Genomic DNA, 13,302 nt, shown 5'->3' with positions numbered 1-13,302 from the left:
AGTGCGTCTATCAACACGTTCCCCGAACATCTTGAAGGAATCTAATGCCGTCATTTCTACGGTCTCTCGTCAATGACGAACCGGCTAACACCAAATTCAAAGTGATCGGCTTATACATCCTGCTAGTAACCTTCAATCTGGCGGCGTGGTGCTGGGCCTTCGTCGCTTTTCATCGGTATCCAGTGCTGTTGGGCACGGCCTTTCTTGCTTATAGTTTAGGACTCAGGCATGCCGTCGATGCGGATCATGTCGCCGCTATTGACAATGTGGTGCGGAAACTGATGCAACAAGGGAGGAAGCCAGTCGCGGTCGGATTGATGTTCTCACTCGGACATTCGACCGTCGTCATCGTAGGCGCCACGGCGATAGCGGCTGCGGCACTTGCTTTGCAGCATCGCATTGATGCAATAAGGGAGATCGGTGGAGTTGTCAGTACATTGGTATCGACTCTATTTCTATCCGGAATTGCGGTCGTCAATCTGGTCGTGCTTCAGTCGGTTTTTCGAAGCTTCATGCGAGTCCGAAGAGGGGAGCCTTTCATAGCGGAAGATTTCGACCTGCTCCTTGGTAATCGAGGTTTCCTGTCCCGCCTGTTTCGCCCCATGTTCAATCTCATTCAAACGAGTTGGCATATGTATCCGCTCGGGCTTCTATTTGGACTTGGCTTCGATACTGCTACCGAAATCGGGCTGTTGGGGATTTCCGCTGCCGAAGCTTCAAAAGGGCTTTCCATCTCGTCGATCCTTGTATTTCCGTTTTTGTTCGCTGCGGGCATGTCGCTAATCGATTCGACGGACAACGTTCTGATGCTGGGAGCCTACGGGTGGGCGTTCGTAAAGCCGATTCGCAAGCTTTACTACAACCTGACGATCACCTGCGTATCGGTTGTGGTCGCTTTTGCCGTTGGCGGGATCGAAGCGCTCGGGCTCTTGGTGGTACATCTTCATCTGGCAGGCGGATTGTGGGACGTAATAGCCAGACTGAACAATAATTTCGGCGTGCTTGGCTACGGCATCGTCGTGCTCTTTATCGTGAGCTGGATCTCATCGATCATGATTTACAAATGGCGCCGGTTTGACGACCTTGAGCTTGGTGTTCGGGATACGGCGTAGGATAGCCAGCTTAGACTCCTTTCTTCGAGTACGGCCAGCAACAGGGCACCCTCGCGAATGAAGTTACTGGTCGCTGCTATCCTTGATTCGGGAGACAAGCACACGGCGTGAAATCGACCATCTCGATTAAGACAAGTCGAAAGTTCTCAGCGGATCTCCTTCTGAGGTCATCAACCGTCAGCGTCCGCGACGTGTACTGCCCAGGCACCTGCAGCGGACCGAGCGCGGAGGAATATGCGACAGCGACGGAACTAGTGTTTCCGTACCGGGGAACGTATGTCCGCCATCTTGGAAAAAGTCAAGCCGTCGCTGAGGCCAATCAAGTACTGTTCTTCAACGCCGCTGAAGGCTATCGAGTCAGTCATCCGGTCCCGGGAGGCGACGCAAGTCTCTCTCTGGCGATTAGTCCGGACGTCCTCCTCGAAATGGTGCCGGCCAAGCTACTCAGCAACCAATCGACGCCAGCGTTTTGGCGCCAGCAGCTCCGTATCGACGCCCGCACGCAAGCGCTCGTGGCGCTGCTGCGTCACAGTCTCCGTCAGGGCATTGCCGAACCCTTGGAAGGAGAAGGCTTGGCGTTGACGCTGGTTCAACGAGCACTGGGGCCGCGCACAAGTCACGCGGCCGGGTCGAGCCTAGGTCAACAGCGCCTCGTGGACCGAGTGAAGCTCGTCGTTTCAAGCAATCTTGCGCGGCGATGGACGCTCGCGGAAATTGCAGCCGAGGTACGTGGTTCGCCGGTTTATTTGACCCAAGTTTTTCGACAAGTCGAGGGAATGCCCCTCTATCGCTACCAATTACGGTTGCGATCGGCTCGGGCGCTTGACCTGATTGATCGTTACGACGATCTCACGGCATTGAGCCTAGAACTAGGCTTCTCTAGCCACAGTCATTTCAGCTCTTCCTTTCGCAACGCATATGGACGAACGCCTTCGGAATTCAAATACTCTGCTCTCGGTCGATAGGATCGCCGAGATTATGGGAGACGGCGAAGTATGAAGGCTTTTAGGGTCGAACGCCGTCAGCGAGATGGGCGAGTCGAGGCGGAGGCGTCTATGAATACTTCAGGCTGGTCGCCCGTCTATGCCTGTTCGTCTCAGCAGCTTGAAAGCGTGAGTCCACGCATTGCCGAGAAAACCAGGAAGGCACCACAAGCGCCGGAGCGGCTCAAATGCCTCGCTACCTGCACACCTCCCATGTCAACGGTTTCCATCCGAGGTCAACCCATAGACCTGTAACGGTAGATTGTGCGCTCTTGTCGTTCCCCCAGATGAACAGTATCTCCTTGAGAAGTTCCTTGAACCATAACAGGATCAGCGTGTGTATCGATCATCCGTCACAAACGGAAGTGGCGCGTTGGTCTTAATGATACGGAGTAATAGCTGGCCGAACCCATTCACATCGTCCAGCATCATCATGTGACCTGCTCCTTCTATTACATCAAAGCTCACGGCCAGCTCTTCAGCCACGCTGGAACATCCCAGCCGTCGCGTGAGCGTTCCCCTGCGATTAGATGAACGGGCATGCGAACGAAGACGGAACGAAGCAACGCATCATAGGAAGGCTGTCCTGTCGTCTCGACGATTGAGCGCCCCATTGCGCGCAGAGTAGAAGCGGGTTGCAGGTTGAGCCGTCGCCTCGCCGCGCTGACGCGCTCCTCGGTCGGCGAAATACCAGATTGGGCTAGCCAGCCCTCCGGATCGATGCGTAGCGTGTCCAGCATAGCTTCTGCCTCGGCCTGATCCATGCGCGCGATGCTCGCTGACCAGAAAGGGTCCCTCAGCGTGAAATTACCTTCAGCGGTGATCAACGATGCAACCATCTCGGGTTGTTTGTTGGCGAATAATGCTGCCACCACGCCCTCAACGGAGTTGCCGACCAGATGAAAGCGTCCGTCGCCAAACTTGGTTCTCACGAGCTGACCGACGTACTCCACTTGGTTAGCGAGAGTAATCGTCGCAGGGGCGGTGTCGGCATTTGCTCCGTAGCCAAGCAACGACGGGCTGAATACCAAACGAGGGTGAAGTGCAGCAGCGATAGCCGGATCGTCAAGCGATCCGATCAAGCCATGTAGAAGAACAACAGGTAATGGTTCCAAGTCATCCATGGTCGCTTCCCTCATTGTGAGGACAAACCGCCTATTGTGGATCAATCGAGTTCGCACTCAAAGGTTAGTTCAACAGATACGCTGTTCCGCATCAGTTCCTCCCACTTCTACAATCCGGGAAGACACGGTCAGCGAGCGGATTTGTAAATCCCGAATTACCAGTCCTAAGACTCTCCGAGCCCCAGATCGCGGACAAAGTTGCGCAGAAGAGAGTATCCTTCGTCCCACTCGTTCAGGTTACTGGATGCATTGATGTGCCCATGTTCGCCTATGTTGACCAGTTCCGAATTCCATTCGTGCGCACGGTTTTGCATGTACTCGATACTGCCGTAAGGGTCATTGGTGCTCGCAATGATGATGGAGCGGAATGGTAACGCGGTTCGTGGAACTTCTCTAAATGAACTTGCAGCCGAGGGAAACGCGGGCGACTCGGGATCAGGAACAGATACGAGGAATGCGCCAGCTACTGTGGAGCGTGAGTTCATAGCCCAATGAGCCACTAAGAGACAGGAAAGGCTATGCGCCACAAGGATGATCGGGTGCTCTGCTGCGTCTACGGCATCTTGAAGCGCTCTGCACCAGACAGAAAGTTCTGGTTTATCCCAGTCTGGCGGGTTGAAGCGCCTCATCGAAGGGTGAAACCGTTCCCACAACGTTTGCCAATGATCCTCGCCCGATCCGCCGATTCCTGGCAGCATGATGAATGTCGTCATTCTTACCTCCGTCGAAGAAATAGCCTCAATGCCGGACTGGCGTTGTGGAGAAATCAGTGACTCCTTGAAGAGCCACGAGCTAGGCTATCTTCAATATTCAAAGTCATAAATACGCTGTTGGGGTCTTCCCGATACTCACCAAAAGGGTCGCATTCCACAAAACCGAAGGCCGCGTAAAGGGCCCTTGCTGGATCGAAGTAGGGCCAGGAGCCGGTCTCTAAATTAAGCCGCCTGAGACCTTCGTTTCTGGCCGCATCGATGATGTGGTCAAGCATGATCCTCGCGACGCCGAGCCTTCGAGCAGAGGGGGACGTATACATGGATTTCACCTCCCCTTCGACCTCGGACAATCTCTTGAGGGCGCCGGTGCCTACTACATCTTCGCCGCGGTTAGCGACCCAGACGGAAACATCGGACGACCTCAACCCAGATAGATCGAGCGCGTGCGCACTCCCAGGGGCAGTCTGGCCTCGCGCCGCTACCACATGATTTTCAATCAATTCAACAATCCGGGGGTCATCAAGATCAGCTTGAAGAATTCGGATACGCACATCCTTCATATCAAGTCCTTGGTTAGCAGATTGGACCAGAAGTAGTCCTGAGCGTGGTTGCAGCGCGACACTATAGTAGACAAAAAGCCACTAACATGTCTATCAGATAGTCGGTCGCGTACGCACCCAACTTCAATCCAGAGACTACGCGACTCGTCACCAATGGCGCGGCTATAGTAATGTGGTGCCCACTACATCGAACGATCCCACACAAACTATAGCGACACGCATCAAAGGCGAACGCGATGCGAGGGGCTGGACCCTGGCTGAACTTGCCGAGCGCTCTGGCGTATCGCGAGCAATGATCGCGAAGGTTGAGGCTGGCAAGAGCAGCCCGACGGCGATGTTGCTCGGCAAGTTGTCTGGCGCCTTCGGCATCACGATCTCTACGCTGCTCGCTCGCGCGGAGAACGCCAACCGGTCGCGCGTACTGAGGCATGACCAACGGCTCGCCTGGCGCGACCCGCAGAGTGGATACGTGCGGCGGCAGGTCTTTCCGGTTCCAGGTTCAACTGTTCCGATTGATCTCGTGGAAGTAGAACTGCCTGCAGGTGCCAAGGTGGCCTATCCCGCGTCGAGCTACAGCTTCGCCAAACATCTCATATGGGTACAGAAGGGACGATTGGTGTTTGTCGAAGGCAAGCAAGAACATCTGCTGCGTGCAGGGGACTGCCTCGAACTAGGCGAGCCTCAGGATTGCCGATACGAAAATCGATCTGGCACTACCTGCACCTATTTAGTTCTTTTGCTGCGTCAGGCTCCGTGACCCATGGCCTCCGGACTTGATCTCAAAGGACTCCCGTGTCCGCACACGAGGCCGATTCTTCCGTTTCTCGTGATTGACTGGAACGCCTCAGTCGCGTCCAGAGGTCGGATCGCGAGTTCCCCGAAGAGAACCAAGTAAAGAAGCTGCCCAATTGTCATCACTTCGAATGACTCCTCCGTCATTGCGGCTCTCCCCAGGTACTTGGCCCAGAACTCCGTGCAACGCAGGGCTGTTTCGTAGTCGGCAATGGTCCCCGCCCCTTGCGAATCGCATTGGGGTCGTGATCGTCCCTTGTACCCGCCAGCGCAGATTCCAAACTCTTGGAGCCAGGGCGATGCCGGCTGTCTTCATCGTGCGTCCGCTTGCAGCATGGTTGCTTTTGCGTCGTGTGGATATTATAGGGGAATAAAAGCGACTATAGTAGACAGCATGTCTCCCAGAGGTTGCTCTTGAAAATCCGAATGGCCGAAGACGAAGACATTCCCGCCGTCACCGAAATCTACAACGAACTGCTGCGCACTTCGACTGCCATCTATCGGGATGAAGCGGCGTCAATAGACGAACGCGTGCTGTGGTGGCAGTCCCAGCAGCAAAAGGGTTACCCGCTATTCATTGCAGAGGAAGATGACCAAGTCCTGGGATTCGCCTCGTATGGCGACTTCCGTCCATGGCCGGATTATCGATTCACGGTTGAAGGTTCGATCCACTCTCGGCGAGTCGCGAAGGACGTGCGACGAGCCGCCCAAAATAAAAACCCAATCGCCCGCCGCGAGCGCGACGCGCTTTCCTTCAATCTCCAGCCAACAACTTCCGCGAGAAACAGCATGGAAGTATCCGGGGTGCGCAAGGTCGAGCTTAATGCCCCAAGGTGCGCTCAACTCCAGCCGGGCCGTACACTTCAGTCTTCATCTGTAAAGTGCGCAGTGACTCTGCCAAAACATCCATTAATCCCTCCCATTAGGACGAGTGAGCCATAAATAGAGAGCCCTGCACCGTAAACGTCCACAATGTCTAGGTTATACATGGAGATGGTTGGCGAATTGCAACTCGGTGAACCCCGTTTTCAAGTCGCAACCGTATGACAGAACGATCATTTTATACGTGCTACGAATGCACAAGAGGATTCAATGAAGCTACTGATCTTGGGTGCGACAGGTAAGACCGGAAGCGAGCTTGTAAAGCAAGCCCTGGAGCGGGGCTTTGAGGTCACAGCGCTTGTTCGCTTCCCTCATAAGATCAAGACTAAGGACAATAGGTTAACAGTGGTGACGGGCAGTCCACTCAATGAAGAGATTCTCAAAAAGGTTGTGCCAGGGAACGACGCGGTGTTGTCCACTTTGGGCCACCCGGATCTCAACGAAAGCTATCTTGTCACGGAGGCTGCGCAGACTTTGATAACAGTTATGAACACCAGCAATGTCAAGCGCTTCATGATTCTCTCATCGACGCTCGTCTCCGCGGGTGGAAGCTTCATGACAAAAATTCCACGCTATCTCACTCGACACGCATTGAACGATTCGGCCCAGATGGAGAAGATTGTAGGGTCATCTAGCCTCGCTTGGACAATTGTTCGACTAGTGCGGCTAACGAACACATCGGTAGCCCCTTATCGGATCTTTGAAAAAGAACCTCCGGCCGTGAGCCCTTCTATATCGAGGAAGAGCGTAGCCGCATGCATGCTTGATCTAGTTGCCGATCAGGCTTATGTTCAAAAAACCATTAGCATTTGCAAACTGCGATAGTCGGGTGAACACCGGATGCAGGAAAGCTTTCAGCAGTAGCCGTGAAAATTATGAGTTCCGTCGAGTCTCCTGCCGCTTTCACCTCAGGAAAGACTAGCCTGCGCGGCGTCATCGCTTTCTATTCCAATAGTGCGAAGCGCTACGCTTTTGATCATCACATAAAGCAACCAGCCGGCCGGACCAAAGACAAATGTCAGGACGAGGCATGGGGCGACAAGGTAATGCGCAATCCCAATTCGCTGGGCGTCTCGGACTTCCCAACTTCCCACGAAGAGATCGAAGGCAAGATAGTGGACCCACCCAGCGAGGAGCATGCCCCGGTTCTGGAACAGCAAACCCACCGAGCTAAGAGAGGAAAATTCTCCGGGGGCGTGCTCAAACTGCGTGATGACCAAGAACGCATACAGAACAGCGAGCAATACAGGTATCAGAACCGGAGCAATCAAGCGGGCAGACCAGCGCCAACGAGGAAGGAAGATCAGCAATATCCACCCAATCAACGCCGCATTGTTGGCCAATTTGAATAGTAGATTGGGATTCATGAACGTACCTCCAATACCTCTGCCCACGTTCGCAAAGCGAGAAAAGTTCTTGGAGACAGTTCGAGCCAACTCGTGACGCCAGCCACGAACACCAGAAGAGACGCAGCCACGAGAGTCTTTCGATCGGGCTGCAGGAGTGCCTGGCCTCTGAGCGCCTGCCAGGCTAGAAGGGCAAAGCATGCGACGTAAGTTCCGCTGGCAAGCCATACCAAGCGGGTTCTTCGTAACTCCGAAAGTCGCTTCTTGCCAAGCAGCCACAAGCCGATGAGCGGGATGATTTGTACGCCGTGCAGCCCAAGAAAGTGAGCCACCCTGAGGTCACCGTGGTCCTCGCTCCAGTTGGCGATTGGAAGTCCTGGACCACCGTCCGGTGCACCGACAGTATGCGATCCGAACTGTTTTAGCTCTGGATTCTGTTTCTGCTCCGGTGTCTGACGCAGCATGATTCCTCCGCCAGCGGCACCTACGACAGAAGCCAAGAGGCCGAACCGTAATGCCCAAGCCCACGAGATTGGTTGCACTTGCTGACGCATGAGGGCATACGTCATGCTGGCCATCGAGAGCCAGATGGCAGCGATGGCAACCCCCATCGTGATGAAAGCGGTCCGATCTATGGGACCTGCCATATTGAAATGGCTTGTGGTTCCACGCGCCGCTTGTAGATCAATCACGATGATCTCAATCGCTATCGACATAGCAAATACTCGGCCGGACCAATCTCGAATTCTCGGCCAATCTCTGAGATAACTTGCAATCCATGCCAGAGAAAGGCAGGTCACTGCGCTTGAGAGGCCAAATTTTGCAGGTTTGATCCACGCATTGATACCTGTGATCTGCCGAGAATCAAACATCATGGCTACGAGGCAAGCCCCCACGTCACAGACCATCAATAGGCCAACGAAAGTCAGTGGCCGGTTAGAGGTCCAGAGAGCTGAAAGCCAACGCTGAAGTTTCAAAGACACACTTTTCATAGGTACCCACACTCGCCGGAACATTAGCATCACACTGCGAGACGAATATCTCGCTGAGCGATTGCTTCAGGCGTAGAGTAACCACAACAGCTTCGAGAGAGAAGCAGTACCGTGTCATCGCAGGATGCGATAGCATGAGCGCGGCAAAAGAAGGCATGAGCAGGTTCGCGATCGCTAGAGAAGTCGATGCGCAGAGGTCAAGCGTTTTCCAGTCAGAGACCGGGGATACGAGTGCGAAGCGCGCGCCCCTGTCGGTCGCTTACCTCGACCTCGGTGTGCTTCGCGTCGCACATAACAAGAACAAAGCTGCCGCGGGGATCTGAACGGATCTCCTTAACCCGCTTCAAATTGACGAGAGAAGAGCGGCGGGCGCGGAAGAACCCCCTTGATTCAAGCGCTTGGTTTAGTTCTCCAAGTTGATAGTTGACCCAGTATGTATCGTTCTCGACCCGTACCCGAACAATCCCAGCGTCCATATAAAAGAACAACGCCTCTGTCGGGTCCAGCAAGAAAACCCGGTTCGCCTTTCTGGCGACGATCTGTTCCATAGGAGGAGGATCGTCCCCCAGCAAACGGTTGACGTTCCTGTCTTCCTCTTCGCGGGAGGAGATCGAACCGAGAAGATGCCCAGCTCGTTCGACCATTTCTCGCAGATGTTCCTCCTCGATAGGCTTCAGCAGGTAGGCGATAGCGCGCGCCCGAAATGCCTCTAGCGCATGTTCGTGGAAGCCTGTAACAAAGATGGTCAGCGGGCGGGCTATGTCCTTTGACAGCGCCCTCAATACCTCGAAACCATTCAGTCCCGGCATCTGAATATCGAGAAAGAGCAGTTGAGGATGCAGTCTCTCAATAGCCTCCACCGCCTCAATTCCATTCGCCGCCTCACCGACGATTTGAATCTTTGGATAGGCCTCCAATAGCCTCCGCAAGCGCAGGTGGGCAGCTTGTTCATCGTCGGCCAGGAACGAGCGAATTTGCATCTGTTTACTCTCCAGCAGGAATTTCCAATGTCGCCCGGCTGCCACCGCCCTGAATATTGATGAGGGAGAGATTGGCAGCGGCGCCATACATTGTTTGCAGCCGTTCGCGAACGTTCTGCAGGCCGACACCCGCGCCAAAGTCTGCGCTCGCCAGCGATCGCCCCAACTGGTTCTTGCTCGCAAAAAGTCCGATGCCGTCGTCCTCAACGCTTAACAATATCAACCCATTTCGGCGCTTCGCCTGCACCAAGATTCTGCTTGTACCAACTTTCGGAGCGATCCCGTGCTTGATCGCATTCTCGACCAGAGGTTGCAAGATCAGGGACGGGACCGCCGTGTGGGCGATGGCTCTTTCCACATCGAACTCAACTAGCAGCCGTTCACCAAAACGAATTTGTTCTATCTCCAGATAGGTCCGCAGGAAATCCATCTCTTCGTCGATGGCACTAAGTGGACGGTCAGCATGAAGCAGCACATACCGGAAAACCTTTGCGAGACGCACCGTAAATTTCTCAGCCTTTTCAGGTTCCTGAGGGATCAAGGCGGCAATTGTATTCAGAGAGTTGAAAAGGAAATGCGGATTGATCTGAGCCCTTAATGCGCGGAGTTCTGCCTCGACAAGTTGTCGGCTCAGCCGGCTTTCGAGGCGGAGACTCGCCATGCGCTCTTCCTCGCGATCCAATTCATCGAGACGCCGGCCCGCATGAAGAGCAATCTCTCGCAGAGACTCAACTTCGGCAGTGAGAAGGATTCGCCTGTTTCCCGTAAGCGGCACAGCAAGGTACAAAGTGTCTCCTTGGTGCAGAATTGGAAGCGATACGCAGTTGGGCTCTCCATCCAGGCGATCGATGTCCCGTACCGAAACCTCGTCGGACTTCATACCGAGTACTTCAACGGCCAAGGCCTGCGTCGTGGATAGGACGATGGCTTTGGATTCCAAAACGCCAAGATGATCACTAAACTCCCGGATTGCAAGTTGGGTGTCGCGTTTCCCGAATATTCCCCTCTCAACGAGGAGATCGGTCCATCGTCCCAAACGCACGTAGAGCAGCATGGCGCACCCGGCAATCATGGCCGCACCAAGGAGGGTGACAGCGCGCGGAGACGCTGTCACGTGGCTCATGGATGCGATAGGGCCTAGGGTACCGAAAGCCATAACCATGGCAAGAATTGAGCCGAGTAACAGCCGCATGGCCTGCTTTGCAAAGATGTCGGCTGCTCTGAAGCGAGAGAAATAAAACAGGGAGCCGATGACTACGAGTACGATGCTTTGGAATCTGGCGATCCTGATGATGTGTGCAAGAGCTAGGGGCAGAGAGACGTAGGCATCCAATGCCGCGCTCACAGAACTCAGGAAGAGTCCGGAAATCATGAGGGAAATCGCAATGCGATCCGTCAGATTGTCGAGCGTTCCCGGTAGCAAGAAAATCGCTCCAACCAGGATCAACAGCAGCCCGTTGTAGATGGTTAGATTTCCCACGAAATCCTGATTCAGAAGCACCCCGGACATCAAATCGGACGACAAGTACGACGGTGTCCAGCTTCCAACTGCCAAACATGCGGCGATAAGGAACCCGCTCGATGCCGAGTAGATGACAAGAGCATTGCCAATTAGGCGCCGAACTCCTAAAACCGCATTGTTTCGCCAAATGGTCATGATGCTCAGCGGGAGCATGGCAGCCGCAATAAAACCGATAGACCGTATCTGTCCTGCCAAAGGAGACTTGGGAGAAACGTAGAGTACCAGCGCAACGTTCTTAGCCAAACCCGAAAGATCCGCGATCAGGATACAGGCTACGAAAAGAAAGCGTGAACGGCGATCAGCTCCTCCCGACCGCCAGACAAGCACCATCAGCAGCGTCGCTAACGCTGTTCCGACCGCAAACCCGTAAGTTTGTCCGATCAAACCCGCCGTCGATGGTTGATCCAGTGCGCCCATAAGGCAAATAGCTCACATCTAGTTTCCTACGACTCTGCCCTCGAGGGCTTGGAAAAGGCTTCAGCGCGGCAAACCGAATGGTAAGCGCAACGAAAGGAGCCGCAACGCGGTCCTCGCAGACCCGGAAGGCTGAGGCGGCGCGCCCGTCGCCGGTTGCCCTCGTTCGGGGCCTCGTTTCCTGCGTTCGTGACAAAACTCACCGCGTCTGCACTTTGGAACTAACCCTTGCGCCTTCTCGTGGATGAAACTGCGGGTGTCGTCAGGAGGCTATATGGTTGGACTTCAACACCGCTGGATCGTCATCGCACTCTTCCTAAGTATGGGTGGGGATTCAAATGCACAATCGAGCACGCCGGGGCAGCTCGAACCAACTCTGGCTGGGACGTCCGCAGCGAATCTGCCATCTGCCCCCAGCGCTAACGCAAGGGATGCGTACGCCTTTCCAGATGGAAAACAGCAATTTCGCAATTACCTATACAGCGCGTTTGGTCCGCCGGCGCTGATCAGCACCGCCGTTGGGGCCGGACTGGATCAGAAAAAGCCTGCCCCGCCAGAGTGGGATTCCGGCGCAGAGCGCTATGGCGAACGTTACGGATGGAGATTCGGCATGCAGATGATTGGTCACACGACCGAATATTCGTTTGCTGCTGTCGTCCATGAAGATGTTGCCTATCACCGGTGCCAGTGCCGCGGGTTCTTCCCTCGGAGCTCACACGCTTTGATCTCGACGCTTACCGCCAAAACTACCAGCGGCAGGACGGTATTTTCAGCTCCGTCTCTGGTAGGACCATACGCCGGATCTTTTGCCGCGGTGAATGCTTGGTACCCCAGTCGCTATGAACCCCAAGATGCGTTCCGCATCGGCAGCAATTCGTTCATGTTCAAAGCCGTCGGGAATCTGATCGGCGAGTTCATAGCGCCAGCACGCTGAACCTATTCGGAGGCACCATGAGCACAAGAAATTCTCGTATCAATCGGAGAGCAATGCTGGGATTCACGGCGGCGGCCGTGATGGGTGCCGTCTCGGCCTGTAGTAGATCCACCCCGCTAGTGGCGGTTTCTGCACCGCGAAAACGCCGATTTGAGAACAAGGTTGTCATCGTTACAGGAGCAACGTCGGGAATTGGCCGAGCCGCTGCGGTAGCCTTTGCTGCGGAAGGCGGGAAGGTCGGATTTTGCGGCCGACGCGAAAACCTGGGCCGCGAAGTAGAGCAAGAGATTCGCTCGAAAGGCGGCGAAGCGACGTACATCCGTGCGGATGTACGGGTCGAAGCCGAAGTCAAACAATTTGTAGATCAGGTTGTGGCTAGATATGGCCGTCTGGACGTTGCTTTCAACAATGCCGGCATCACGTTGGAGAAGCCGCTGCACGAGTACAGTTCCGGAGAATGGGACGATGTCATTCACACGAACCTACGCGGAACTTTTCTGGCAATGAAGTACGAGATTCCTTACATGCTTACAAATGGCGGCGGGAACATCCTCGTAACAGCGTCGTCGAATGCGATTGCCACGACCGAAAAGAAATCGGCATACACCGCCAGCAAGCGAGGGCTGGTTGGCCTCGTACAATCGGCGGCGCTGGATTATGTGGAGAAAGGCATCCGCGTCAATGCGCTCATCCCTGGCACGACAGACACGGCCCTTGTCCGCCGCGTCGCCCATATGGAGAACGTCCCAGATCCGGTTTGGGAGGCAGCAGCCGGAGCGAACGCCAAACTTCATATTCCCATGGGCAGGATGGCTTCCGCCCAAGAGGTCGCCACATTTGCTCTTGCACTGGCATCAGACGACTTTCCGTACATGACAGGTGCGCAGATGGTGATTGACGGCGGAAAGACCGCTCATGCCGGCTAAGCCCGAAGCTGATGGCCAAAGC

The 13,302-nt window shown here is 54.8% G+C and carries 14 protein-coding genes; 7 read left to right on the top strand and 7 right to left on the bottom strand.

The window, feature by feature from the left end; all coding sequences use genetic code 11:
• Positions 1 to 44: 44 nt before the first annotated feature.
• Together ACPOL_RS13665 and ACPOL_RS13660 are read left to right on the top strand one after the other, a co-directional pair.
• On the top strand, positions 45 to 1,112 hold the full coding sequence (locus ACPOL_RS13665) for a HoxN/HupN/NixA family nickel/cobalt transporter (protein WP_114207549.1): 1,068 nt from the start codon (positions 45 to 47) through the stop codon (positions 1,110 to 1,112).
• A 107-nt stretch (positions 1,113 to 1,219) separates the two neighbouring features.
• Positions 1,220 to 2,077 carry a helix-turn-helix domain-containing protein gene (locus ACPOL_RS13660; protein WP_201759221.1) on the top strand — a complete coding sequence of 286 codons (858 nt, stop codon included), beginning with the start codon at positions 1,220 to 1,222 and terminating at the stop codon, positions 2,075 to 2,077.
• Between the two features lie 482 nt (positions 2,078 to 2,559).
• On the opposite strand, the gene ACPOL_RS13655 is transcribed toward ACPOL_RS13660, so the two are convergent.
• From ACPOL_RS13655 to ACPOL_RS13645, 3 genes are all read right to left on the bottom strand, one after another.
• A complete protein-coding gene (locus ACPOL_RS13655; RefSeq protein WP_201759220.1) occupies positions 2,560 to 3,219 on the bottom strand; it encodes an alpha/beta fold hydrolase in 660 nt (219 codons plus the stop codon).
• 164 nt (positions 3,220 to 3,383) lie between these two features.
• Positions 3,384 to 3,932, bottom strand: a complete 549-nt coding sequence (locus ACPOL_RS13650) for an RBBP9/YdeN family alpha/beta hydrolase (protein WP_114207548.1) — start codon at positions 3,930 to 3,932, stop codon at positions 3,384 to 3,386.
• 53 nt (positions 3,933 to 3,985) lie between these two features.
• Entirely contained in the window at positions 3,986 to 4,492 is a 507-nt protein-coding gene (locus ACPOL_RS13645; protein ID WP_114207547.1) for a GNAT family N-acetyltransferase, read from the bottom strand.
• 175 nt (positions 4,493 to 4,667) lie between these two features.
• On the opposite strand from ACPOL_RS13645, the gene ACPOL_RS13640 reads away from it, so the two are divergent.
• From ACPOL_RS13640 to ACPOL_RS13625, 3 genes are all read left to right on the top strand, one after another.
• Positions 4,668 to 5,249, top strand: a complete 582-nt coding sequence (locus ACPOL_RS13640) for a helix-turn-helix domain-containing protein (protein WP_114210820.1) — start codon at positions 4,668 to 4,670, stop codon at positions 5,247 to 5,249.
• A 449-nt stretch (positions 5,250 to 5,698) separates the two neighbouring features.
• The gene (locus tag ACPOL_RS36790) at positions 5,699 to 6,226 is read left to right on the top strand and encodes a GNAT family N-acetyltransferase (RefSeq protein ID WP_236657462.1); all 528 of its coding nucleotides are present in this window, start codon (positions 5,699 to 5,701) and stop codon (positions 6,224 to 6,226) included.
• Positions 6,227 to 6,376: 150 nt separating this feature from the next.
• On the top strand, positions 6,377 to 6,991 hold the full coding sequence (locus tag ACPOL_RS13625) for an NAD(P)-dependent oxidoreductase (protein ID WP_114207544.1): 615 nt from the start codon (positions 6,377 to 6,379) through the stop codon (positions 6,989 to 6,991).
• Between the two features lie 83 nt (positions 6,992 to 7,074).
• Here ACPOL_RS13625 and ACPOL_RS13620 read toward each other — a convergent pair whose 3' ends face one another.
• The 4 genes from ACPOL_RS13620 to ACPOL_RS13605 all read right to left on the bottom strand — a co-directional run bounded on the left by ACPOL_RS13620 (position 7,075) and on the right by ACPOL_RS13605 (position 11,423).
• Positions 7,075 to 7,533 (bottom strand): ABA4-like family protein, encoded by a 459-nt coding sequence (locus tag ACPOL_RS13620; protein WP_161557348.1) that lies wholly within the window; start codon positions 7,531 to 7,533, stop codon positions 7,075 to 7,077.
• Positions 7,530 to 8,228: a hypothetical protein gene (locus ACPOL_RS33550; RefSeq protein WP_161557347.1), complete on the bottom strand. Its 699-nt coding sequence runs from the start codon at positions 8,226 to 8,228 to the stop codon at positions 7,530 to 7,532. The genes ACPOL_RS13620 and ACPOL_RS33550 overlap by 4 nt, the downstream gene beginning before the upstream one ends.
• A gap of 488 nt (positions 8,229 to 8,716) precedes the next feature.
• Entirely contained in the window at positions 8,717 to 9,484 is a 768-nt protein-coding gene (locus ACPOL_RS13610; protein WP_161557346.1) for a LytR/AlgR family response regulator transcription factor, read from the bottom strand.
• A gap of 4 nt (positions 9,485 to 9,488) precedes the next feature.
• Positions 9,489 to 11,423: a histidine kinase gene (locus ACPOL_RS13605; protein WP_114207540.1), complete on the bottom strand. Its 1,935-nt coding sequence runs from the start codon at positions 11,421 to 11,423 to the stop codon at positions 9,489 to 9,491.
• 271 nt (positions 11,424 to 11,694) lie between these two features.
• On the opposite strand from ACPOL_RS13605, the gene ACPOL_RS13600 reads away from it, so the two are divergent.
• Together ACPOL_RS13600 and ACPOL_RS13595 are read left to right on the top strand one after the other, a co-directional pair.
• A complete protein-coding gene (locus ACPOL_RS13600) occupies positions 11,695 to 12,354 on the top strand; it encodes a hypothetical protein (RefSeq protein ID WP_114207539.1) in 660 nt (219 codons plus the stop codon).
• 17 nt (positions 12,355 to 12,371) lie between these two features.
• On the top strand, positions 12,372 to 13,280 hold the full coding sequence (locus tag ACPOL_RS13595) for an SDR family NAD(P)-dependent oxidoreductase (protein WP_114207538.1): 909 nt from the start codon (positions 12,372 to 12,374) through the stop codon (positions 13,278 to 13,280).
• Positions 13,281 to 13,302: the final 22 nt, after the last annotated feature.

This window comes from Acidisarcina polymorpha (genome assembly GCF_003330725.1).
GTDB lineage: Bacteria > Acidobacteriota > Terriglobia > Terriglobales > Acidobacteriaceae > Acidisarcina > Acidisarcina polymorpha.
This window is presented reverse-complemented; position numbering and strand designations above follow the sequence as displayed.